This window comes from Streptomyces sp. NPDC093064, assembly GCF_044754605.1.
In the GTDB taxonomy this organism is placed as follows: domain Bacteria; phylum Actinomycetota; class Actinomycetes; order Streptomycetales; family Streptomycetaceae; genus Streptomyces.
Genome location: NZ_JBIVPK010000001.1, coordinates 455311 through 476028, shown reverse-complemented (window position 1 = coordinate 476028; position 20718 = coordinate 455311). Strand labels below are relative to the sequence as shown.

At 71.9% G+C, this 20718-nt stretch carries 21 protein-coding genes; 12 read left to right on the top strand and 9 right to left on the bottom strand.

Translation table 11 applies throughout. The annotated features are described in order from the left end of the window. Positions 1–227: 227 nt before the first annotated feature. Both ACIQFZ_RS02145 and ACIQFZ_RS02140 read right to left on the bottom strand, forming a co-directional pair. On the bottom strand, positions 228–1358 hold the full coding sequence (locus ACIQFZ_RS02145; protein WP_402690404.1) for a DUF3152 domain-containing protein: 1131 nt from the start codon (positions 1356–1358) through the stop codon (positions 228–230). 326 nt (positions 1359–1684) lie between these two features. Next, a complete protein-coding gene (locus ACIQFZ_RS02140) occupies positions 1685–2881 on the bottom strand; it encodes an alpha/beta fold hydrolase (RefSeq protein WP_402690403.1) in 1197 nt (398 codons plus the stop codon). 213 nt (positions 2882–3094) lie between these two features. On the opposite strand from ACIQFZ_RS02140, the gene ACIQFZ_RS02135 reads away from it, so the two are divergent. From ACIQFZ_RS02135 to ACIQFZ_RS02120, 4 genes are all read left to right on the top strand, one after another. Next, a complete protein-coding gene (locus ACIQFZ_RS02135) occupies positions 3095–3307 on the top strand; it encodes a hypothetical protein (protein WP_361414386.1) in 213 nt (70 codons plus the stop codon). A 236-nt stretch (positions 3308–3543) separates the two neighbouring features. Next, positions 3544–4188, top strand: a complete 645-nt coding sequence (locus tag ACIQFZ_RS02130; protein WP_361414384.1) for a TetR/AcrR family transcriptional regulator — start codon at positions 3544–3546, stop codon at positions 4186–4188. Positions 4189–4363: 175 nt separating this feature from the next. Beyond that, entirely contained in the window at positions 4364–4591 is a 228-nt protein-coding gene (locus ACIQFZ_RS02125) for a DUF3107 domain-containing protein (RefSeq protein ID WP_141358638.1), read from the top strand. A gap of 192 nt (positions 4592–4783) precedes the next feature. Further along, positions 4784–5053 carry a hypothetical protein gene (locus tag ACIQFZ_RS02120; protein ID WP_361414382.1) on the top strand — a complete coding sequence of 90 codons (270 nt, stop codon included), beginning with the start codon at positions 4784–4786 and terminating at the stop codon, positions 5051–5053. Positions 5054–5100: 47 nt separating this feature from the next. Here ACIQFZ_RS02120 and ACIQFZ_RS02115 read toward each other — a convergent pair whose 3' ends face one another. Continuing rightward, positions 5101–5847 (bottom strand): ferritin-like domain-containing protein, encoded by a 747-nt coding sequence (locus ACIQFZ_RS02115; RefSeq protein ID WP_365424534.1) that lies wholly within the window; start codon positions 5845–5847, stop codon positions 5101–5103. 490 nt (positions 5848–6337) lie between these two features. On the opposite strand from ACIQFZ_RS02115, the gene ACIQFZ_RS02110 reads away from it, so the two are divergent. Both ACIQFZ_RS02110 and ACIQFZ_RS02105 read left to right on the top strand, forming a co-directional pair. Next, positions 6338–8944 carry a DEAD/DEAH box helicase gene (locus tag ACIQFZ_RS02110; RefSeq protein ID WP_402690402.1) on the top strand — a complete coding sequence of 869 codons (2607 nt, stop codon included), beginning with the start codon at positions 6338–6340 and terminating at the stop codon, positions 8942–8944. A gap of 168 nt (positions 8945–9112) precedes the next feature. After that, complete coding sequence (locus ACIQFZ_RS02105; protein WP_365424530.1) at positions 9113–10015, top strand: alpha/beta hydrolase; 903 nt, start codon at positions 9113–9115, stop codon at positions 10013–10015. Here the strand turns inward: ACIQFZ_RS02105 and ACIQFZ_RS02100 are convergent. After that, a complete protein-coding gene (locus ACIQFZ_RS02100; protein ID WP_402690401.1) occupies positions 10012–10908 on the bottom strand; it encodes an NYN domain-containing protein in 897 nt (298 codons plus the stop codon). The genes ACIQFZ_RS02105 and ACIQFZ_RS02100 overlap by 4 nt on opposite strands. 195 nt (positions 10909–11103) lie before the next feature. On the opposite strand from ACIQFZ_RS02100, the gene ACIQFZ_RS02095 reads away from it, so the two are divergent. After that, a complete protein-coding gene (locus ACIQFZ_RS02095) occupies positions 11104–11256 on the top strand; it encodes a hypothetical protein (RefSeq protein WP_365424526.1) in 153 nt (50 codons plus the stop codon). Positions 11257–11355: 99 nt separating this feature from the next. Here ACIQFZ_RS02095 and ACIQFZ_RS02090 read toward each other — a convergent pair whose 3' ends face one another. From ACIQFZ_RS02090 to ACIQFZ_RS02080, 3 genes are all read right to left on the bottom strand, one after another. Further along, positions 11356–11961: a MarC family protein gene (locus ACIQFZ_RS02090; protein ID WP_365424524.1), complete on the bottom strand. Its 606-nt coding sequence runs from the start codon at positions 11959–11961 to the stop codon at positions 11356–11358. Positions 11962–12015: 54 nt separating this feature from the next. Beyond that, the gene (locus tag ACIQFZ_RS02085) at positions 12016–12873 is read right to left on the bottom strand and encodes a PHP domain-containing protein (RefSeq protein WP_365424522.1); all 858 of its coding nucleotides are present in this window, start codon (positions 12871–12873) and stop codon (positions 12016–12018) included. 132 nt (positions 12874–13005) lie between these two features. Beyond that, the gene (locus ACIQFZ_RS02080; RefSeq protein ID WP_402690400.1) at positions 13006–13647 is read right to left on the bottom strand and encodes a DUF6758 family protein; all 642 of its coding nucleotides are present in this window, start codon (positions 13645–13647) and stop codon (positions 13006–13008) included. A gap of 149 nt (positions 13648–13796) precedes the next feature. On the opposite strand from ACIQFZ_RS02080, the gene ACIQFZ_RS02075 reads away from it, so the two are divergent. After that, positions 13797–15053, top strand: a complete 1257-nt coding sequence (locus ACIQFZ_RS02075) for an MFS transporter (protein ID WP_402690399.1) — start codon at positions 13797–13799, stop codon at positions 15051–15053. A gap of 30 nt (positions 15054–15083) precedes the next feature. Here ACIQFZ_RS02075 and ACIQFZ_RS02070 read toward each other — a convergent pair whose 3' ends face one another. Beyond that, positions 15084–15668: a suppressor of fused domain protein gene (locus ACIQFZ_RS02070; protein ID WP_402690398.1), complete on the bottom strand. Its 585-nt coding sequence runs from the start codon at positions 15666–15668 to the stop codon at positions 15084–15086. Between the two features lie 489 nt (positions 15669–16157). Here ACIQFZ_RS02070 and ACIQFZ_RS02065 point away from each other — a divergent pair, with 489 nt between their 5' ends. Continuing rightward, positions 16158–17273: a magnesium and cobalt transport protein CorA gene (locus ACIQFZ_RS02065; RefSeq protein ID WP_141358662.1), complete on the top strand. Its 1116-nt coding sequence runs from the start codon at positions 16158–16160 to the stop codon at positions 17271–17273. Between the two features lie 22 nt (positions 17274–17295). Next, positions 17296–17808 (top strand): hypothetical protein, encoded by a 513-nt coding sequence (locus ACIQFZ_RS02060; RefSeq protein ID WP_365424516.1) that lies wholly within the window; start codon positions 17296–17298, stop codon positions 17806–17808. A gap of 33 nt (positions 17809–17841) precedes the next feature. Here ACIQFZ_RS02060 and ACIQFZ_RS02055 read toward each other — a convergent pair whose 3' ends face one another. Beyond that, positions 17842–18588 carry a hypothetical protein gene (locus ACIQFZ_RS02055; protein WP_365424514.1) on the bottom strand — a complete coding sequence of 249 codons (747 nt, stop codon included), beginning with the start codon at positions 18586–18588 and terminating at the stop codon, positions 17842–17844. A gap of 219 nt (positions 18589–18807) precedes the next feature. Between ACIQFZ_RS02055 and ACIQFZ_RS02050 the strand changes: the two genes are divergently transcribed. Together ACIQFZ_RS02050 and ACIQFZ_RS02045 are read left to right on the top strand one after the other, a co-directional pair. Continuing rightward, positions 18808–20091: a magnesium transporter MgtE N-terminal domain-containing protein gene (locus ACIQFZ_RS02050; protein ID WP_365773894.1), complete on the top strand. Its 1284-nt coding sequence runs from the start codon at positions 18808–18810 to the stop codon at positions 20089–20091. After that, positions 20081–20677 (top strand): DUF1003 domain-containing protein, encoded by a 597-nt coding sequence (locus ACIQFZ_RS02045; RefSeq protein WP_365424511.1) that lies wholly within the window; start codon positions 20081–20083, stop codon positions 20675–20677. Before ACIQFZ_RS02050 ends, ACIQFZ_RS02045 begins: the two co-directional genes overlap by 11 nt. Positions 20678–20718 lie beyond the last annotated feature (41 nt).

Sequence of the window (20718 nt, the reverse complement as noted above, 5' to 3'; positions counted from 1 at the left end):
GCACCCCCGATCTCCCGTCTGTCCCGTGTGGGGAGCCGCCGTCGCACCGGCGGCTCGCAGCGGGACGAACGTATGCGGACATGACGGTGACGCGATGGACGGTTGTCCATCACGCCACCAAAAGGGGTGAACAGTCGTAACTTTCCCGTACGGACGGCGTTCCGTCGCGCTAAGAGGTCAACCGGACACGAAACGTCACACCGCGAACCGGTCCGGCCGGCCTCCGGTCAATTCCCCGGGTAGGGCCATGCGTTGGGCAGGCACTGGATTCCGTTGTGGTCGAGGAACTTCGTCTGCTGCTGCATGACGGGCGCCAGCGCGCCGTCCTTGTCGCAGGTGACGTGGCCGTAGCCGAGCCGGTGGCCGACCTCGTGGTTGATCAGCATCTGCCGGTAGGCGTACATCTCGTCGCCGTAGGTCTTGGAGCCCTGCGCCCACCGGTAGGCGTTGATCATCACGCGTTCGGTGGCGGCCGAGTCGCAGGAGACGTTGTCCTCGGTGGTGTCCAGACCGGACTTGGCGCACCAGGTGGCGGTGGTGCCCGGGCTGGCGAGCGTGATGACGAAGTCGGGGCGGCCGGAGGAGATGCGCTCGAAGGTGCGGGCTCCACCGTGGGCCCAGCTGCGGTGGTCGTTGAGCGTCTTCTGCACGGCCGCGGCGAAGTGCTCGCCGTCCAGGCCGAGGCCCTGCTCCACGTCGACGCGGTAGGTGTACTTGCGTCCCGTGCCGGGCGCCTTGGCGAAGCCCGGGACCGCGTCGAACTGGCCGGATCCCTTGAGTGCGGGGCTGAGCGGGTACTTCGTGCTCATCTTCTGGTCGTACGTCAGTGCCGACACGTTCGGCGGCGCGGGCGGGGCCGCCTTGCCGTCCGCGCCCGCGATGTCGGCGGCACCGGGCCCCTCCTGGTCGGTGGCGGACTGGGAGAGCACCCCGGCGCCGGACTGGTCCTCGGCGACCTGTCCCGCGACGACGACGGCGAGCACGGTGGTGACGGCGGCGGCCGCTATGCCGGTGAACGTCTTCCCCTTGGCCGCGGTGCCCCGCGCGGGCTCGCCGGTCGGATGTGCGGCGTCGTCGCCCCCGTCGTCCACCGCGTCCTGCCGAGCCGGAGCGGAGGGCGGCGCCGCGGACGGGCTCGCGGTGCTCACGTCACGGCGGGGCCGCGGGGTGAAGACATCGTCGTCCTCATCGAAGGCTTCCAGGTAGTCCTGCCGCGGCCCGGCGGACGACGCCCGCCGCTGCCGGGGAATCGGAGCGCGGGTGCGTACGGAGGCGGCGGTCGGGGCGGCGGAGCCGCCGAGGCCCGTCGAGCTGCCGAGACCGGCGGCCGTCGGCCCCTGCGCCCCGCCCCCGTTCATGGCTTGCGCTCCCAACTGCCCCCAGCCGCCACCGGCTTCTCGCTGCTCCGGGTGCCCACCACGAACCGGCGGAATCCCGCCGGCCGGCGTCCCATCGGGCAACCGCGGAAACCCGCGAGCCGGTGTGCCACCGGCAAGTCGGGGAACACCCCGCGCCGGAGTGCCGGTGCCGTCGGCGACACGCGGCGCCCCGCCCTGGAAGCGGGGCCCGCCGTCGGCCGGCCCGTACCCCTCCTGGGGTGCGCGGTCGTCCCGGCCGGTACTCGTGTTCTCGGTCCTGCCCTTGGGCGCGGGCCCGCGGCGGCTGTGGCGTCCCACGTCGGCCCTCAGCCCCCCGCACCCGCGCCTGAGGAGGCTCCACCGCCGGCCTCCGAGCCGGAAGCACCACCGACCGCCCCGGCGCCGGAAGCGCCACCGCCGGTCTGCGCGCCGGAAGTCCGGCCGGCCGTCTCGGCTCTGGAAGCCCCGCGGCCGGCTTCGGCGCCGGTGGACTCGACGCCGGTCCGTACGCCGCCGTCCCTCTCGGCCCCGGCGGCCGCTCCCGGTTCCGTCATCGATCCGGCCTCCAACTCTCCTGTGTCCAGCAGCAGTTCGCGGAACGCGGTGGCCACGGTCTCCGGGTACTCCATCATCGCCACATGGCCGGCGTCCGGCAGGGTGAGGAGGCGGGAGTGGCGGAAGGCACGGGCCGCCCGCTGCGCCATGCGGAAGCCGACGAGCTGGTCGCGGCCGCCGTAGATCAGCAGCGTGGGCGCGAGGACCCGCTCGGCCTGCCGCCACAGGCCGTGCTGGCCACCCAGCGTGTACGCGTCCACGATCCCGCGCGCGGAGCGCGACATCGCGTCCCAGAAGTATGGCAGTTGAAGCCGCCGCTCCATCTCCCCCACCGCGTTGCGGAACCCCTCGGGCGTCACCCGCCCCGGGTCGCCGTAGCACAGGGCCATGACCCCGCGGACCCGCTGCTCCGCCGTCCACTCCCGGGTGAGCCGGGTGAACAGGGCGGTCACGCCGGGCACCGCGAGCAGGCCGGTCGGCAAGGCGGTGCGCTGCACCCGGAGTTCGGGCAGCGCGGGCGAGACGAGCGTGAGCGTCCGCACGAGATCGGGCCGCAGCGCCGCGACGCGCGTGGACACGGCGCCGCCCAGCGAGTTGCCCATGAGGTGCACCGGTCCGCGGCCGGAGGCGTCGAGGAAGCGGATCACCGCGCGCGTGTGCCCGGTGACGGAGTAGTCGCCGTCGTCCGGTGGCGGGGAGTCGCCGAAGCCCGGCAGGTCGACCGCCTCGCCGTCGACGACACCGCCGAGCAGCGGCATCAGGGCGGACCAGTTTTGGGAGGAGCCACCGAGGCCGTGCACGTACAGTGCGGGCGGCAGTCCCTCCCGCGCGGGTGGCCGCGCGCGTACCGACAGCGTCATCCCCGGCAGTTCGACCGAGCGCAGCCGTTCGCCCTCCTCGACCCCGACGGGCGTCACCCGCGGAAATACGTTGGCGGGCGGCACAAAGGGCAGCTCGGTCGAAGACATGCGGGCAATGTTACGAGACGATCACGTAGTGACTCCTGTGTTCGCCTGTGTTCGCGGTCACAGATTGTGCGCGTACAGGACCGCCGATCGGGCCGCGGATCGCATAGCGTCGCGATCGGGTGTCTCCTACGCTCATACAGAGGGCACCCGCCCATGGCCCCTGCTTCTTCCAGGGACATTCCGCAGGGACATTCCGCAGGAAGGGAGCCCAGCATGGCATTCGACCCCACCGATCCCGAGACGTTCGAGGACGACGACGCCACGGAGATCGCCGTCGAGGCCCCGGAGGGCGACGCCGCCGAGCAGCACGCGGACGTCGCGCCGGACCGCGACGAACCCCTCACCGGGGATCCGGACAGGGCCAACGAGGCCGATCTCATCGAACAGGCGCGGGTCGTCTCCATCGACGAGGACGACTACCGGTGAGGGACGGGGCGGACGAGGTGGCGCGTGAGGCGACGCCAGGAACACGCGACGGCAAAGACCGCCGCTGAGCAGGAGCGGAGCTTTATGCCCACCTTGCGCCCGTTTGAAACGCTCTATGCCGCTTTTGTCGCCGTCCGGTCCGTGAAATCCTGCGCTCGCACCGCGCACACCACGGTTACCGAAAAGTACGATGGCGGCGCGGCGCACACCGTATGTGGACGACTTTGGGAGGCGGCGTGACAGCCATCGAGCAGACAGAGGCGGCACGCCCGCGAGGCACGCGCCTGCCGCGCCGTGCCCGACGGAACCAGCTGCTGGGTGCCGCCCAGGAAGTCTTCGTGGCACAGGGGTACCACGCGGCCGCGATGGACGACATCGCCGAGCGCGCCGGCGTCAGCAAGCCGGTGCTCTACCAGCACTTCCCGGGCAAGCTCGACCTCTACCTCGCCCTGCTGGACCAGCACTGCGAGGCGCTCATCCAGTCGGTGCGGGGCGCGCTCGCCTCGACCACCGACAACAAGCAGCGCGTGCGCGCCACGATGGACGCGTACTTCGCCTACGTCGAGGACGACGGCGGTGCCTTCCGGCTGGTCTTCGAATCGGACCTGACGAACGAGCCGGCGGTGCGCGAGCGCGTCGACAAGGTCGCCAACGAGTGCGCCGAGGCGATCTGCGACGTCATCGCGGAGGACACCGGCCTCTCGCGCGCGGAATCGATGCTGCTGGCCTCGGGCCTCGGCGGACTCGCCCAGGTGGTGGCCCGCTCCTGGCTGCACAGCGACCGCAGCGTCCCCCGCGACCAGGCGGTCCAGTTGCTGGCGTCCCTGGCGTGGCGCGGCATCGCCGGTTTCCCGCTGCACGGCGCCGAACAGCACCACTGAGCGCCGGCGGCACCACCGCACCCCGCCGGGACACCGCCGTACGGGGGTTCTGTTCCCGTGGGCTGTTCGCTCCTGGCGTTCCCGGGCGGAGCGTGCTCGTCCCCTCACCGGGCTAATGTGTGCTGGTACGGCGCGGAAGGTCGCGCACTTCACTGACCGTCGGAGGGACATAGCCGTGGAGGTCAAGATCGGCGTGCAGCACGCGCCCCGCGAGATCGTTCTGGAGAGCGGTCAGACTGCCGAGGAGGTCGAGCGGGCGGTGTCCGAGGCGCTGGCCGGGAAGTCGCAGCTGCTGACCCTCGTCGACGAGCACGGCCGCAAGGTGCTGGTACCGGCCGACCGCCTCGCGTACGTCGAGCTCGGTGAGCCGGCCCCGCGCAAGGTGGGCTTCGGCGCGCTGTAGCCGCCGCGTCACGGACGACGGGAGGGGCCCGGCGGTGGAGAACCGCCGGGCCCCTCCCGTGTCTCCCTTTCACGGGTGGCGCTTTCACGGGTGGCGCACAATCCGCTCACAGGGAGGGTTGCATTCCGCAGGTCAGGGGTATGACCGGCTACGACCGCCAGGCACCGGCCGATCGTGTGGGAGGGAACCAACATGTTCTTGGAAACGCTCGGCTCCGCGCTGATCGGTCTGCTGTTCGGCTGGACCGCGTTCCACCGCCTGTCCCACCGCCTGCCGTCCCGTCTCCTGGTGCAGTCGACCGGTGTCGCGGGGGGCCTCTTCGGTGGCTTCGTCACACACAGCGCGCTGGGCTCCGGCAGCCTGCTGCCGACGCTGCTCGGCGCGGTGGTCGTCTCGGCCGCCTCGCTGTCCCTGCTGGTGCGCCCCGCGGGAAGACTGCGCCGGCGGTCGGCGCCGGCCTGATCCGGCGCCGACGGCGGCGCACCCCCTGACCACGCCTCCCGGCAGTCCTACGCGGCCAGCCCCAGCGCGGCCATCCGCTTGGTGTGCGCCTCGGTGATCCGGGAGAACATCCTGCCGACCTCGGCGAGGTCGAAGCCGTCCGCGACGCCGCCGACGAGCATCGTGGACAGCGCGTCCCGGTCGGCCACGACCCGCTGGGACTGCGACAGGGCCTCGCCCATCAGCCGCCGCGCCCACAGCGCGAGCCGGCCGCCCACGCGCGGGTCCGCGTCGATCGCCGCGCGCACCTTCTCCACCGCGAAGCCGGCGTGCCCGGTGTCGTCCAGGACGGCCAGGACCAGCTCGCGCGTGTCGGAGTCCAGGCGGACGGCGACCTCCCGGTAGAAGTCGCTGGCGATCGAGTCGCCGACGTAGGCCTTGACGAGCCCTTCCAGCCAGTCCGAGGGCGCCGTCTGCCGGTGGAAGCCGTCGAGCGCGGCCACGAACGGCTCCATCGCGAGCGTCGGCTCCTCGCCGATCTCCGCGAGCCGGTTGCGCAGCCGCTCGAAGTGGTGGAACTCGGCCGACGCCATCTTCGCCAGCTCGGCCTTGTCCGCGAGGGTGGGCGCCAGCTTGGCGTCCTCCGCGAGCCGTTCGAACGCCGCGAGCTCTCCGTACGCGAGGGCACCGAGCAGGTCCACGACCGCGGCGCGGTACTGCGGGTCGGCGGCGGCCGTCGCCCAGCCCTGGGCGGCGATGCCGGTGGGTTCGGCGGGCGCGTCGGAGACGTTGTCAGACTTGTCAGAGCTCGTCATGAAGCGCACAATAGCCCGCTCTCGGCGCCTGCCAAGGACCTGGTCAACCAGTGTGACGACGACTACGTGACCGAATCGGCCATCACGTGTGCGCGTTTCCGGGGTATGGTGGTAATGCGCCTGCTGAGTACGCCGACGTGTTTCGGCGTATGTCGACAGGCTGCATGCATGAGGATGCCCGGTCGGTGGCCCGATCGGCTCCGACCCGACAGCCCTCCCTGACCGTACGGCACTGTGCGTACGACGATCGGAGGGACCTCCAAGCGGTTCGAGCGCTAGAGCGTCGGCTGTGGTCCCGTGCCACACGGCCCGCCCGCGTGGGCGGCCGACGTCCCCGGCCCGGTCAGACACGACCCCCGCGCTCGCCTCGCACCGCGCACACAGAAGAGGCAGCACCCTGACTACGACGTTCCGAGCACTCGGGATCCTCCCCGAGACCGCCGAGGCCCTGGAAGCCGTCGGCATCACCACTCCCTTCCCCATCCAGGAGATGACGCTGCCCGTGGCCCTGACGGGCACGGACGTCATCGGCCAGGCCAAGACCGGCACCGGCAAGACGCTCGGCTTCGGCCTTCCGCTCCTCGAGCGCGTCACGGTCCCCGCCGACGTCGAGGCGGGCCGCGCGCAGCCCGAGGCCCTCACCGACACCCCGCAGGCGCTCGTCGTCGTCCCCACGCGCGAGCTGTGCGTCCAGGTCACCAACGACCTGCTGACCGCGGGCAAGGTGCGCAACGTACGCGTCACCGCGATCTACGGCGGCCGGGCCTACGAACCCCAGGTGGAGGCCCTGAAGAAGGGCGTCGACGTGGTCGTCGGCACCCCGGGCCGCCTGCTGGACCTCGCCGGCCAGAAGAAGCTGAACCTGAAGCACGTCAAGTGCCTGGTGCTCGACGAGGCCGACGAGATGCTCGACCTGGGCTTCCTGCCCGACGTCGAGAAGATCATCAACATGCTGCCGGCCAGGCGGCAGACCATGCTGTTCTCGGCCACCATGCCGGGCGCGGTCATCGGTCTGGCCCGCCGCTACATGTCGCAGCCGACGCACATCCGCGCCACCGCGCCGGACGACGAGGGCGCGACGGTCGCGAACATCAAGCAGTTCGTCTACCGCGCGCACTCGCTCGACAAGCCGGAGATGGTCGCCCGCATCCTCCAGGCCGACGGCCGCGGACTGGCGATGATCTTCTGCCGGACGAAGCGCACGGCCGCCGACATCGCCGAGCAGCTCCAGCGTCGCGGCTTCGCCTCCGGCTCGGTCCACGGCGACCTCGGCCAGGGCGCCCGCGAGCAGGCGCTGCGCGCCTTCCGCAACGGCAAGGTCGACGTGCTCGTCTGCACCGACGTCGCCGCCCGCGGCATCGACGTCGAGGGCGTCACACACGTCGTCAACTACCAGTCGCCCGAGGACGAGAAAACGTACCTGCACCGCATCGGCCGTACGGGCCGCGCGGGCGCGAAGGGTACGGCGATCACGCTCGTCGACTGGGACGACATCCCGCGCTGGCAACTCATCAACAAGGCGCTGGAGCTGGACTTCAACGACCCGGTCGAGACGTACTCCACCTCGCCGCACCTCTTCGCCGAGCAGGGCATCCCCGAGGGCACCAAGGGCGTCCTGCCGCGCTCGGAGCGCACCCGTGCCGGACTGGAGGCGGAGGAGCTGGAGGACCTCGGCGAGACCGGCGGTCGCGGTGCACGCGGTCGCGGTGGCCGGGGCGGCCGGAGCGAGGACCGCTCGGCGGACCGTGAGCGTTCGGCGGAGCGAGAGCGCCCGGCACGTACGCCGCGTCGCCGGCGCCGCACCCGTGGCGGCGCTCCGATGGACCCGGCAGCGGTCACGCCTGCCGACGGCACGTCGGCCGACGCCGTGCCGGTCGAGTCCACGGTCGCGGAGGAGGCATCCGCCACACGCACTCCGCGCCGCCGGCGCCGTCTGCGCGGCGGTGCGCCGGCGCAGCCGGTGACGGCCGGCGAGCCGACGGCACCGTCCGAGTCCGCTGAGCCCGTCGAGTCCGTTGCGTCCGCCGAGTCCGCGGTGACGACGGCCGAGGGCCCCGCCCTCGACACCACCGAGGCGCCCGCGAAGTCGCGCCGCCGCACCCGCAAGTCGGCGGAGCAGGCGGTCACGACAGCCCCGGCCGAGACCGTGACCGAGGTCGCCCCGGAACCGGCGGCTCCGGCCGAGACCGGCGCCGAGACGGCCCTGGCGACGGCGGAGTCCACCGCCGACGAGGCAGAGGCCAAGCCGCGCCGCCGCACCCGCAAGGCCGCGGTCACCGCACCTGAAGCGGCTGCGGACACCGCCGAAGGCACCGCCGACGAGGCGGAGACCAAGCCGCGCCGCCGCACTCGCAAGGCCGCGGCCACCGCACCGGAAGCCGCCGTGGACACCGCCGAGGGCACCGTCGACGAGGCAGAGACCAAGCCCCGTCGCCGTACCCGCAAGGCCACGGCCGCCACGGACGCGCCGGAAGCCGCTGCCGAGGCCAAGCCGCGTCGCACCCGCAAGGCCGCCGACACGGTCGCCGCGGAGATCCCGGCTCAGGTGGCCGACGGACCCGACAGCGCCGCCGAGGCGGCGGTCGACGTCGCCGAGGGTACGGAGGCCAAGCCGCGCCGCCGCACCCGCAAGGCCGCGGCCACCGCGCCCGAGACCGTGACGGACACCGCCGAGGGCACCACCGGCGAGGCGGAGACCAAGCCGCGCCGCCGGACCCGCAAGGCCGCCGAGACGGCCGACGCACCCGTCACCGACGAGGCCACGGCAGTCAAGCCCCGCCGCACCCGCAAGGCCACGGCCGCCGCGGACGCGCCGGAAGCCACCGTGGACACCGCCGAGGCCAAGCCCCGCCGCACCCGTAAGGCGGTCGCGGCGACGGCGGAGGCAGAGGCAGAGGTCAAGCCGCGCCGCCGGACCCGCAAGGCTGCCGAGGCTCCCGCGGAGGCCGTCGACACGACCGGGAGCACGGCCGCCGAGCCGAAGCCGCGCCGTGCGCGCAAGACGGCGGCCGCCGCCAAGGCAGCGGTGGACGCCGCCGAGATCCCGGCGCAGACCACCGGGAAGACGGCCACCGCGGTGGAGTCCACGGAGGCCTGATCCGGCGCTCCAGGCGCCCGTACTACCCGGCGGCCCGGCCCACTCCGTGTGGGACCGGGCCGCCGGCGTACGCGGCGGGACCCGGCCGGTCCACCCCGACCGCCGACCGGTTCACCCGAACTGCCGTCCCCACGCCCCCGAGGGCGCAGTGCCCGATAGCCTCGGCGCATGAGCAGGCCTCCTACGTTCGTTCCGCCGCCCGGAGCGCGCGCCTACCGGCTGCGCACCGCGCGCGGCGAGTTCGCCGTGGTCGACGCGCCCGTCTCGACCGGTGCCGAGCCGCGGGGCACCGCGCTGCTGCTGCCGGGGTTCACCGGGAGCAAGGAGGACTTCAACCCGCTGCACGAGCCGCTCGCGGCGCGCGGGTACCGCACGGTGGCCGTGGACGGCCGCGGGCAGTTCGAGTCGGACGGGCCGGTGGACGACGGCTCCGCGTACGCCCAGAGGGAACTCGCCCGGGACGTCCTCGCGCAGGCGGAGGCGCTCGGCACGCCGCTGCATCTGCTCGGGCATTCGCTGGGCGGGCAGATCGCACGCGCGACCGTGCTCCTCGACCACTCCCCCTTCGTGTCGCTCACCCTGATGGCCTCCGGCCCGGCGCAGATCTCCGCCTCCCAGCAGCAGCGCGTGAAACTGCTGCGGGACGCGCTCGGCGTGATGTCGATGGCCGAGGTGTGGGGGGTCATCCAGGCGATGGAACCGCCCGAGGAGACCGACACCGGCGCCGGACTCGACGCGGGCCTCGACGACCGCGCGGACCTGCGCCGCCGCTGGCTGGGCCACAAGGCCGCCCAACTCCTTGCAACCGGTCTCCAGTTGTGCACCGAGCCGGACCGCGTCGCCGAACTCGCCACCCTGCCGCTGCCGTTCCACGTGCTCTCGGGCGCGCGGGACGACACCTGGCCGGTGCCCCTCCTGGACGACATGGCCCGGCGGCTGGGCGCCCGGCGCACGGTCGTCGAGGGGGCCGAGCACTCCCCCAATTGCGACCAGCCGCTCGCCACCGCCCGCGCCCTCGCCGGCTTCTGGGACACCGCCATCGAACCGCCGGAGGACCGGACGGCCGGCTAGAACTGCGTCTGAAGGTGCTCCCAGAAGCCGTCCCGCAGCGCGCGCCGCAGGTCCGCCTGGCCGCGCAGGGAGTACTGGAGAATGCCCTCGGCCTCGACCAGCAGGTCCTGGTCCACCGACCCCGGCAGATACGGATGCCCGGGGAGCAGTTCCGCCAGGGTTTCGCGGCCGCGCTCCGCGAGCCACTTGGCGGCGATCTGCGCGCCCACGAAGCGGACGTTCTCGCGGGTCGGGCGGGCCGTCTGGGCGGGGTCGTACGCGGGGGCGGTGCGCCGGGAGACGTACGGCTTGAAGAACTCGAGGTCGAGGGTGCGCTGGCTGTCGACCTCCCAGAGCAGCGGCTCGGCCTGGTTGCGGGCGTCGGGGGCCTCGATGCCCCACAGATGCACCCGGGCGCCGTAGCCCTGGGCGGCCTCCACCGCCGACACCAGGTCCTCGTCGCCGCCGAGCAGCGCGGCGTCGCTGATGGCGCGGTGGCGGGCCAGTGACTCCAGGTCCGTGCGGATGAGGGAGTCCACGCCCTTCTGCTGGTTGTTGGCGTTGAGGTTGCCCAGTCGGACCTTGACGTCCGGCAGTTCGGCGATCGACTGCTGCTCGGCAGTGTGGATGCGACGCCGGGCGCCGTCGTACCAGTAGACGCGCAGCAGCCGGCTGTCGGCGAAGATGGTGCGGGCCCGGTCGATGAGCGCGTCGATCAGCCCCTCGGCGTCCAGGTCGAAGGCGCGGCGGTCCTCCGTCCCGGCCACCAGCCGCCCCGCCGCCGCGTAGAGGTACCCGGCGTCGACGAAGATCGCATGGGTCGAGGGCGTCTTCGCCACCTCGGCGAGCATGCGTTCCAGCAACTCGTTCGTGCGGTCGATGCGGGTGGACAGCGCCGCAAGGTCATCGTTCATCGCCTTCCATTGTCCCGGCGGTCACGCTGCGAACACAACCGGTCCCGATCGGTCAATTGAAGCTGCCTTACCGGTCACTGATTAGACATTCGAAAAATTTCCTTAGCGTAGGGAATGTTTGCGTCGTGCAGGTCGTTGTACCCGGGTGAAGCCAGTAGTTCTCCTCAGGAGGATGACCAGACGAAGGGAGAGGCAATGCGCTTCGAAATCATGCGACTCGACGAGGTCGACGGCACGCCCGTGGACTGCACCGTCGTGGACGCCGCCTCCGTCAACCGGATCGTTCAGCAGGCCGCCGCTGTCGGGCAGCGGCTGTGGATCCGCCCGGCCGATACCACGGCCTCGTGACAGAGGCCGAGACCCCGGCCTCGTAACAGATGCGGACCACCGCAGAAGCTTCGAAGCCCCCGTACGGCTGCCGTACGGGGGCTTCGCGCATGTACACGCTCAGGTGCCCTGGATCACCTGCGTGACCCCGTTGATGATCTGCTGCACCGCGATCGCGGAGAGCATCATGCCCGCCAGCCGTGTCACCAGGACCACACCGCCGTCCTTGATGACCCGGATGATCAGCAGCGAGTAGCGCATGACCAGCCACAGCACCACGTGGATCGCGAGGATCGCCGACCACACCGAGACCTGGCCGGCCACGCTGTCGGCCTTCTCCACGGCGAGGATCACGGACACGATCGCGCCGGGACCGGCGAGGAGTGGCATGCCGAGCGGGACGAGCGCGACGTTGACGTCCTTGGTCTGCTTGGGTTCGTCCGTCTTGCCGGTGAGCAGGTCGAGCGCGATCAGCAGCAGGAGCAGTCCGCCGGCGATCATCAGCGCCGGGACGGACACGTGCAGGTAGCCCAGGATCTGGTTGCCGAGCACGCCGAAGACGGCGATGACCCCGCCGGCCACGCAGACGGCCTGGAAGGCCATACGCTTCTGCGTCTTGGCCGGTCGTCCGGCGGTCAGCGCGAGGAAGATCGGGGTGATCCCGGGGGGATCCATGATGACGAAAAGGGTGAGGAACAGGGAACCGAAAACGGCAGCGTCGAACATCGGTGAGAGGCCTTGAGGAAGAGAGGAGTGACGTGAGGGCGGGGGAGGCGGGCCTCAGACCCCGCCGGCGCCCGGGACCGGGAACGCGCCGGTGGCCCGCCGCGTGATCTCCCCGTACACGTCGGGATGCGTCGTGAACTCACCGAGCGAGACGGTCTTGCGGCTGCCGTGGTAGTCGCTGGAGCCGGTCGCGAGCAGGCCCAGTTCGCCGGCCAGCCCGCGCAGCCGCGCACGGGCGTCGGGGTCGTGGTCCATATGGTCGACCTCGAGGCCGTCCAGCCCGGCCGCGGCCATCTCGGCGATACGGGGCTCCGGCACCGTACGGCCCCGCTTGGCCGCCGCCGGGTGGGCGAAGACACACACCCCGCCCGCGTCCTTGACCAGCCGGATCGCCTCGAAGGGGTCCGTCTCGTGCTTCTCGACCCAGGCGCGGCCGCCGTCGGCCAGCCAGTCCCGGGTGAAGGCGTCGCTCACGGTGGGTACGACGCCGAGCTCGACCAGCGCCGAGGCGACGTGCGGCCGCCCGACCGAGCCGTCGCCGGCGATCCGCGCGACCTGCTCCCAGGTGACCGGCACGCCCAGCGCGTTCAGCTTGGCGATCATGGCCTTGGCCCGCGGCACCCGGTCGTCGCGGACCAGCTCGCGCTCGGCGAGCAGCGCGGGCTCCGCGGGGTCGAAGAGGTAGGCCAGCAGGTGCATGCTGATGCCGTCGACACGGCAGGAGAGCTCGGCACCGGTGACGAGGGTGAGCCCCTCGGGGAGCGCGGCGATCGCCTCGGCGTACCCGCGGGTGGTGTCGTGGTCGGTCAGCGCGACGACGTCCAGACCCGCGGCGGCGGCGTTGCGCACCAGCTCGGCAGGGGTGTCCGTGCCGTCGGACGCGTTGGAGTGGGTGTGCAGATCGATGCGCACGACACGGACTCCAGGCTCTGACGGGACGGAAGGGGACACCCCAGGATAACGGGCGCCCGGGGGTGCCGTGTCACACCCGCGAGAGCGATGCGCCCCCTACGACTCGCGCATTCCTGCGGCTCGCGGCGGCCCCTACGGATGGAGCAGTCGCGGCGACAGCGCCCCACACGGGACCAGTTCGAGTTCGGCGCCCGCGTCCCGCAGGTCGGCCAGTACCAGCTCGTCGTACATCAGCAGCCCGGACTGCTCGGGCCACACCACCGCCCACAGCCACAGCCCGAGCGCCTCGCCCGCGAAGACCGCACGGTCGTCCGGGGCGCCGGACACGTGCCACAGCGGGGTGGGGCGGCCGCCGGTCAGGACCTTGGCGTCGGGCGGCTTCTCCACGTCCAGGTAGGTGCCGGGGTCCGGGCCGTCGATGCCGGCGTAGCGCGCGCCGAGGCCGACGCCGAGTTCCTCGGCGACCAGGATGAGTTCCCCCATGCCGCCGAGCGGACCGGGTCCGGAACAGGCCACGGCCGTGGCCCGGCCGCCGCTGCGGTCGTCCCCGGCGTAGACCACGCCGGTGAACAGCCAGCCGACCGGCAGGGGCCACGGCATCCACACGGGCACCTGGGTGCGCCGCACCACGGCACCGAGGGCCTCGACGCTGGGCGGGATCACGGGTTGCAACGGATACACGGTCCCGTGCACGTCGCACTGCCAGGAATCGCTGAAGAGTCCGGGAGCCCTGACCCGGCCACCGCACTTCGGGCAACTGGGTTCGCCCCTCATAGGGCCCCACGGTCCTACCCCGGCAGCGCCACGTCAAGGACGATCACCCGTCCGGCCCGGACACCCGGCCACGACCAACTAGATGCATGTCGCATCAATTAGGGTGGCTAACTTATTATGTGTAAACAGCAACGATCGGAGGGAGCAGCATGCACAGCAGCACAGGAGGTCCCGCGGAGGACGACGACCCGTTCGACGCGGGCGCGGGAGGCATCCTGCGGCAGCCCAGGGCGGTCTGGGCGACGGCCGGCGCGTCCGTCGTCGCCTTCATGGGCATCGGGCTCGTCGACCCGATCCTGCCCTCCATCGCCAAGGGCCTGAACGCCACCACGAGCCAGGTCTCCCTGCTCTTCACCTCGTACTTCCTGATCACCGCCTTCGCGATGCTGGTGACCGGCTTCGTCTCCAGCCGCATCGGCGGCCGCAAGACCCTGCTGCTCGGCCTCGCCCTCGTGGTGGTCTTCGCCGGACTCGCCGGCACCTCGGGCTCCGTCGCCGAGCTCGTCGGCTTCCGGGCCGGCTGGGGCCTCGGCAACGCGCTCTTCGTCTCCACCGCCCTCGCGGTGATCGTCGGCGCGGCGGCGGGCGGCAGCGCGGCAGCGATCCTGCTCTACGAGTCGGCGCTCGGCCTCGGCATGGCCTGCGGCCCGCTGCTCGGCGCACTGCTCGGCAACGCCAGCTGGCGCTATCCGTTCTTCGGCACCGCGTTCCTGATGGCGGTCGGCTTCCTGTGCATCACGGCGTTCCTGAAGGAGCAGCCGAAGCCGGCCCGCAAGACCTCCCTGCTGGACCCGGTCAAGGCGCTCGGCCACGGCGGCCTGGCCTCTGCGGCGGTCTCGGCGTTCTTCTACAACTACACGTTCTTCACCGTGCTGGCCTTCACGCCGTTCGTGCTGAACATGACCCCGTACAAGTCGGGTGCGGTGTTCTTCGCCTGGGGTGTGCTGCTCGCGCTGTTCTCGGTGGTGGTGGCGCCGCGCATGCAGGCGCGGTTCGGTTCGCTGAAGGTGCTCGGCGGCTCGCTGGTGCTGCTGGCCGCCGACGTGGTCGTCCTCGGCTACGGCGACCACACCACCGCCGTCGTCTGCACCATCCTGTCCGGCGCCTTCATCGGCGTGAACAACACCGTCTACACCGAGCTGGCCCTCGGAGTGTCGGACGCCCCCCGTCCGGTGGCGAGCGCGGGCTACAACTTCGTGCGCTGGTTCGCGGCCGCCGCCGCGCCCTTCTTCGCGCCGAAGATCGCGGAGTGGACGGACATCCACGTGCCGTTCGTGGTCGCGGGAGCAACCGCGGCGGCGGGCGCGGTGGTGGTCGCCGTCCGACGCCGAGCCCTCGACCGCAAGGCGGAGGAGCTCCAGCCGCGGCACGCCACCGAGGACAGCGTCACGGTCTTCGCCAACTGACGCCGACCGGCGGTCTGTTGGTGAGCTTGCTCACTCCAGCGGGACGGAAGCGCGGACGGGGTCCCGCAGGTCCGTCCCGTGGCTCAGCCAGCGCTCGCGCAGGGCCTGCGCGCCGTGCACCCGCTTCCAGGCGGCCTCGTTCGGCGTCATCGGCAGCAGCGGCAGGAACCGTACGGGGTCCAGCGGCCCGTCGAGTTCCAGGTCCTCCACCAGGCCGCCCGGCTCGGCCACCAGGACCGAGGTGAAGGACGCGCCGGGCCACAGCGGCTCGCCCACGTCGAGCGAGGCACCCGGCGCCACGACCACGCCCTCGACCTGCGGAGACGCTCCCAGCACGGCGAGCGGGCGGAGCACCTTGTCGGTGTCGGCGAGTCCGGCGCGGACGGAGAGGACCAGCTCCGCGCGCGGCCCCTTGACCGGGTCGGCGAGCAGCGCGGTGGGGTCGGACATGGGCCGCGCGGACATGCCGAGTGTGGCGTACCGGACTATGTCCCCCTCGTGGAAGCGCAGGACCTCGAGCCGGTCCGTGCCGAGGAAGGTGACCACGGCGCGGGCGTCCGGTTCACCCAGCGCGGAACACAACCGGGCCTCTACCAGAGGAAGAACATCAGCCATGCGGCGAGCATAGAACTCGTCAGCGGCAGGCAAAGCGGCACCTTGACACACCGGGCTGCTGATACTCTTGGCCGGTCGTCCGGGGCAGCGCACAGCGGGATGCCCCCCAGGTGTTCAGCCCTGGGAGGTCTCGATCCGGCCCTGACGCCGATGGGACTCCCTTACGAGGGACCGGCCGGAGGAGGTGGGGCTGTCATGGATCGAAGTCGACCGTGCAGTAGCACCCGCTCTTCCCGCCGCTGATGTCGTCGCTCTGACTCCGGTCGGCCGCCACCTCTCGCGTTCGTGCCCTCGTGCACGTCATACGGAAGAGCACTTCGTTTCGTTTGATCTGTCTGATCTGAACAGTGACGAAGCTCGCCACCGCGACGGTGCGGTGCTCCCCGCTTTGTGGACGTGCCAAACATCCTTGAGCCCACCACGTCCTCATTCCGGGCAGTTCCAACCGCCGTCGGCGGCCCTCGTCGCTCACTGCGAAGGAGCCCCGCCATGTCGATGATCCGCGACCTGCGTTCCGTGGTCCGCCCCTCCCGCACGGCCGCGCGCCAGGACGACGGCGCGTACGACACCACGCGCGACCCGGCCACGCCCTCGGCCATCGTGGACTGCGCCGTCTACCGCGACGGCTCCCGTGTCCCGACCGACCGGCCGCTCACCCCGCAGGAGGCGATGCGCCAGGTGCGGCGCGACGGGGGCTTCGTGTGGATCGGCCTGCACGAGCCGAACGAGGCCGAGTTCGCCGGTATCGCCGGGGAGTTCGGGCTGCATCCGCTGGCCGTGGAGGACGCGGTCACGGCCCATCAGCGGCCCAAGCTGGAGCGCTACGACGACACGCTCTTCACGGTCTTCAAGACCATCCACTACGTGGACCACGACGAGCTGACCGCCAACAGCGAGATCGTGGAGACCGGCGAGGTGATGTGCTTCACCGGCCGGGACTTCTTCATCACCGTCCGGCACGGCGGGCAGGGCTCGCTGCGCGCGCTGCGGCACCGGCTGCAGGACGACCCCGAACTGCTGGCCAAGGGCCCCTCCGCGGTGCTGCACGCCATCGCCGACCACGTCGTCGACGGGTACATGGCGGTCGCGGACGCGTTGCAGGAAGACGTCGACGAGGTCGAGACGGAGGTGTTCTCGCCGGGCCGGGGCGGCACCCCGCGCGGCACCGACGCCGGCCGGATCTACCAACTCAAGCGCGAGGTACTGGCGTTCAAGCGGGCGGTGTCGCCGCTGCTGCGGCCCATGCAACTGCTGAGCGAGCGTCCGATGCGGCTGATCGACCCGGACATCCAGAAGTACTTCCGGGACGTGGCCGACCACGTGGCCCGTGTGCAGGAGCAGGTCATCGGCTTCGACGAGCTGCTCAACTCCATCCTCCAGGCCAACCTGGCGCAGGCGTCCGTCGCCCAGAACGAGGACATGCGGAAGATCACGGCCTGGGCCGCGATCATCGCCGTACCGACGATGGTCTGCGGGGTGTACGGCATGAACTTCAAGTACATGCCCGAGCTGCACCTGAAGTACGGCTACCCGCTGATCGTGGCGGTCACGGCCGCGATCTGCCTGGGCATCCACCGCACGCTCAAGCGCAACGGCTGGCTGTGAGCGGGCTCGTTACTCTTCTGCCATGAACACCGAGCTGCTCGACCAGGCCCTCGTCGAGGAGGCCACGAAGAAGTCCGGCCTCATCTGGGTCAAGGGCCCCGGCGTCCCGGCCCGTGCCCTGTGGCACGTCTGGCACGAGGGCGCCGCGTGCGTGGTGGGCGACGGGCCCGGCGAGCAGCCGCTGCCCGGACTGGCCGACGGGGCCGCCGCCGAGGTGACGGTGCGCAGCAAGGACAAGGGCGGCCGCCTGGTCACCTGGGCCGCGCGGGTCGTGGAGATCGCGCCGGACACCCCGCGGTGGCAGGAGGTCGTGGCCGAACTGAAGGGGAAGCGGCTCAACGCGCCCGACGGCGAGGCCATGACGGCGCGCTGGGCCCGCGAGTGCCGGGTGCTGCGCCTGGAGCCCACGGGGACGACCGCGCCGCTGCCGGAGGGCTCGCTGGCCGAGGCACCGCTGCCGACCCCGGCGACGACCCGCCGGCCGGTCCCGGACGGGCTGCCGCGGCTGCTGGTGAAGAGACGGCGCCGGAAGTAGCCCCCTCCAAAAAACCGGGGAGGGGCACGGAGGTCAGGACGTCGGCAGCTGTTTGCCGTAGTCGACCGTCTCGTCCTTCTTCGGCTGGGCCACGGCGAAGTCCTTGCCCCAGTCCGAGAAACTCAGCGTCCCCGCGTCGCCCGCGCGCACCAGGCGCAGCGGGTAGGGGGTGCCCTCCAGGGAGACGTCCAGGGTGCCGCCGGAGCCCTGGCCGCCGGTGATGCGGATCGTGCGGACGCCCGCCTGCGCGTGGTGCCCGTCGGTCGCCAGCGCGCCGTGCAGGGTCAGCAGCCCGTCGAGGAGCAGGTCCTTGTCCGTGAAGCCGCTGAACCGCTTGTACGCGGGATCGCCCTGCGGCACCTTCACGTACTTGCCGTCCAGCTTGTCGGCGGCCCCGGTGGCCTTGCCGCTGCCGTCGACCTTGCCCCAGAACTCGGCGTCCGCCTTCACATACAGCTGCTCCCCGACCCGCAGCAGCCCGAAGGTCACCCCCTCCGAGGTGACCGAACCGGAGCCGCCGTCGTCCTTCAGACGCATGTCGAGCCGGTACGTACGGCCGTTGCTGACCACGTTCCCGGACAGGTGCACGGTGTCCGCGGTGGCGGCCGCCGCCTTCGTCCTGGCCTGGATCTTGTCGGCCGGGAGTCTGCCCACCCCGTTGGTGCCCGCGTCCGGATCGTCCCCGGAACACCCCGTCAGACCCGCGCCCGCAACGACCAGAGCACACAGCACGCTCGTCAGCGTGGCCCGGCGGGTACGGCCCTGGGGAATCACGGTCACAGGTGGAGCTGCCTTTCTGACGGGTGTCCTGAGCGGCGTACGGCAGCGTACCGGGGCCGAGGGCGCCCGGCGGACCCGGCTCGTCCGGACCCTCACCAGGGCGTATCCGAGGTGGACGGGCTAGCCTGAAGCGCACTTGAGCGGGCAATTGGGAAAAGAAGCCCGGCACACAAGACACGCAACACACGCACCACACAGCCGTGCAAAGGAGGCGCAGCCATGGCAGCGGGCGCCCCCCGGATCTTCGTCTCGCATCTCTCCGGAGTCGCCGTCTTCGACCCGACGGGCGACCAGGTGGGCCGCGTCCGCGATCTGGTCGTCATGCTGCGCGTCGGGCGTCGGCCGCCCCGTCTGCTCGGGCTGGTCGTCGAACTCGCCACCCGGCGCCGCATCTTCCTGCCCATGACCCGGGTGACCGGCATCGAGTCGGGCCAGGTCATCACCACGGGCGTGCTCAACGTCCGGCGCTTCGAGCAGCGCCCCACCGAACGTCTCGTCTTCGGCGAACTGCTCGACCGGCGGGTGACGCTCGTGGAGACCGGCGAGGAGGTCACGGTCCTGGACATGTCGGTGCGGCAGCTGTCCGCGCGCCGGGACTGGGAGGTCGACCGCGTCTTCGTCCGCAAGGGCAGGAAGGGCGGCGCGTTCCGGCGCAACCGGGGAGAGGCCCTGACCGTGGAGTGGTCCGCGGTCACCGGCTTCTCCCTGGAGGAGCACGGGCAGGGCGCGGAGAGCCTGCTCGCCACCTTCGAGCAGCTGCGCCCCGCCGACCTGGCCAACGTGCTGCACCACCTGTCCTCCAAGCGGCGAGCAGAGGTCGCCGCCGCGCTGGACGACGACCGGCTCGCCGACGTCCTCGAAGAGCTCCCGGAGGACGACCAGATCGAGATCCTCGGCAAGCTGAAGGGCGAGCGCGCGGCCGACGTGCTGGAGGCGATGGACCCGGACGACGCCGCCGACCTGCTCGCCGAGCTCCCGCAGGCGGAGCAGGAGCGGCTGCTGGGGCTGATGGAGCCCGCCGACGCGGCGGACATGCGCCGGCTGATGTCGTACGAGGAGCACACCGCGGGCGGCCTGATGACGACCGAACCGATCGTGCTGCGCCCGGACGCGACCGTCGCCGACGCCCTGGCCCGCGTCCGCAACCGCGACCGCTCCCCCGCGCTGGCCGCCCAGGTCTACGTGTGCCGCCCCCCCGACGAGACCCCGACCGGGAAGTACCTGGGCACGGTGCACTTCCAGCGGCTGCTGCGCGACCCGCCCTACACCCTCGTCGGCTCGATCCTCGACGACGACCTGCAACCCCTCGCGCCCGACTCCACGCTGCCGGTCGTCGCCGGGTTCTTCGCGACCTACGACATGGTGGCGGCGCCCGTCGTCGACGAGTCCGGCTCGCTGCTCGGCGCGGTCACTGTGGACGACGTCCTGGACCACATGCTGCCGGACGACTGGCGGGAGACGGAGTACGACCTGGACGAGGGGGCGGCGACGCATGGCGGCTGAGCGAGAGGTCATCCGCGAGCGGCCGGTGGGGGCCACCGCCGCCGGGCGGCCGCGGGCCGGCCGGCTGGACCAGCCGCGCCCGCCCCGGCGCCGGCTGCTGCCGGAGTGGGACCCGGAAGCCTTCGGGCGGCTGTCCGAGCGCATCGCGCGGTTCCTGGGCACCGGGCGGTTCATCGTCTGGATGACGGTGGTGATCATCGTCTGGGTGCTGTGGAACGTGGCCGCGCCCCGGCATCTGCGGTTCGACGAGTACCCGTTCATCTTCCTGACCCTGGCCCTGTCCCTCCAGGCCTCCTACGCCGCCCCGCTGATCCTGCTGGCGCAGAACCGGCAGGACGACCGGGACCGGGTCAACCTCGAACAGGACCGCAAGCAGAACGAGCGGTCGATCGCCGACACCGAGTACCTGACGCGCGAGATCGCCGCGCTGCGCATGGGCCTGGGCGAGGTGGCCACCCGGGACTGGATGCGCTCGGAGCTCCAGGACCTGGTCAAGGAGCTGGAGGAGCGGACCGTCGACGGCCATCGCCGGCACGGGGTATTCCCGGCGGATCACGCGCACGCACGTGACATGGACGACCGGTGACGGGGTCCCGGGGCCCGCACGGAGCGCCGTACCATCGTCCT

Excerpts from the sequence above, each read along its gene's own strand:
- ACIQFZ_RS02145 (WP_402690404.1), bottom strand. The coding sequence starts at position 1,358 with ATGAACGGGGGCGGGGCGCAGGGGCCGACGGCCGCCGGTCTCGGCAGC.
- ACIQFZ_RS02140 (WP_402690403.1), bottom strand. The coding sequence starts at position 2,881 with ATGTCTTCGACCGAGCTGCCCTTTGTGCCGCCCGCCAACGTATTTCCG.
- ACIQFZ_RS02135 (WP_361414386.1), top strand. The coding sequence starts at position 3,095 with ATGGCATTCGACCCCACCGATCCCGAGACGTTCGAGGACGACGACGCC.
- ACIQFZ_RS02120 (WP_361414382.1), top strand. The coding sequence starts at position 4,784 with ATGTTCTTGGAAACGCTCGGCTCCGCGCTGATCGGTCTGCTGTTCGGC.
- ACIQFZ_RS02115 (WP_365424534.1), bottom strand. The coding sequence starts at position 5,847 with ATGACGAGCTCTGACAAGTCTGACAACGTCTCCGACGCGCCCGCCGAA.
- ACIQFZ_RS02110 (WP_402690402.1), top strand. The coding sequence starts at position 6,338 with ATGACGCTGCCCGTGGCCCTGACGGGCACGGACGTCATCGGCCAGGCC.
- ACIQFZ_RS02105 (WP_365424530.1), top strand. The coding sequence starts at position 9,113 with ATGAGCAGGCCTCCTACGTTCGTTCCGCCGCCCGGAGCGCGCGCCTAC.
- ACIQFZ_RS02100 (WP_402690401.1), bottom strand. The coding sequence starts at position 10,908 with ATGAACGATGACCTTGCGGCGCTGTCCACCCGCATCGACCGCACGAAC.
- ACIQFZ_RS02095 (WP_365424526.1), top strand. The coding sequence starts at position 11,104 with ATGCGCTTCGAAATCATGCGACTCGACGAGGTCGACGGCACGCCCGTG.
- ACIQFZ_RS02090 (WP_365424524.1), bottom strand. The coding sequence starts at position 11,961 with ATGTTCGACGCTGCCGTTTTCGGTTCCCTGTTCCTCACCCTTTTCGTC.
- ACIQFZ_RS02080 (WP_402690400.1), bottom strand. The coding sequence starts at position 13,647 with ATGAGGGGCGAACCCAGTTGCCCGAAGTGCGGTGGCCGGGTCAGGGCT.
- ACIQFZ_RS02075 (WP_402690399.1), top strand. The coding sequence starts at position 13,797 with ATGCACAGCAGCACAGGAGGTCCCGCGGAGGACGACGACCCGTTCGAC.
- ACIQFZ_RS02070 (WP_402690398.1), bottom strand. The coding sequence starts at position 15,668 with ATGGCTGATGTTCTTCCTCTGGTAGAGGCCCGGTTGTGTTCCGCGCTG.
- ACIQFZ_RS02065 (WP_141358662.1), top strand. The coding sequence starts at position 16,158 with ATGTCGATGATCCGCGACCTGCGTTCCGTGGTCCGCCCCTCCCGCACG.
- ACIQFZ_RS02060 (WP_365424516.1), top strand. The coding sequence starts at position 17,296 with ATGAACACCGAGCTGCTCGACCAGGCCCTCGTCGAGGAGGCCACGAAG.
- ACIQFZ_RS02050 (WP_365773894.1), top strand. The coding sequence starts at position 18,808 with ATGGCAGCGGGCGCCCCCCGGATCTTCGTCTCGCATCTCTCCGGAGTC.
- ACIQFZ_RS02045 (WP_365424511.1), top strand. The coding sequence starts at position 20,081 with ATGGCGGCTGAGCGAGAGGTCATCCGCGAGCGGCCGGTGGGGGCCACC.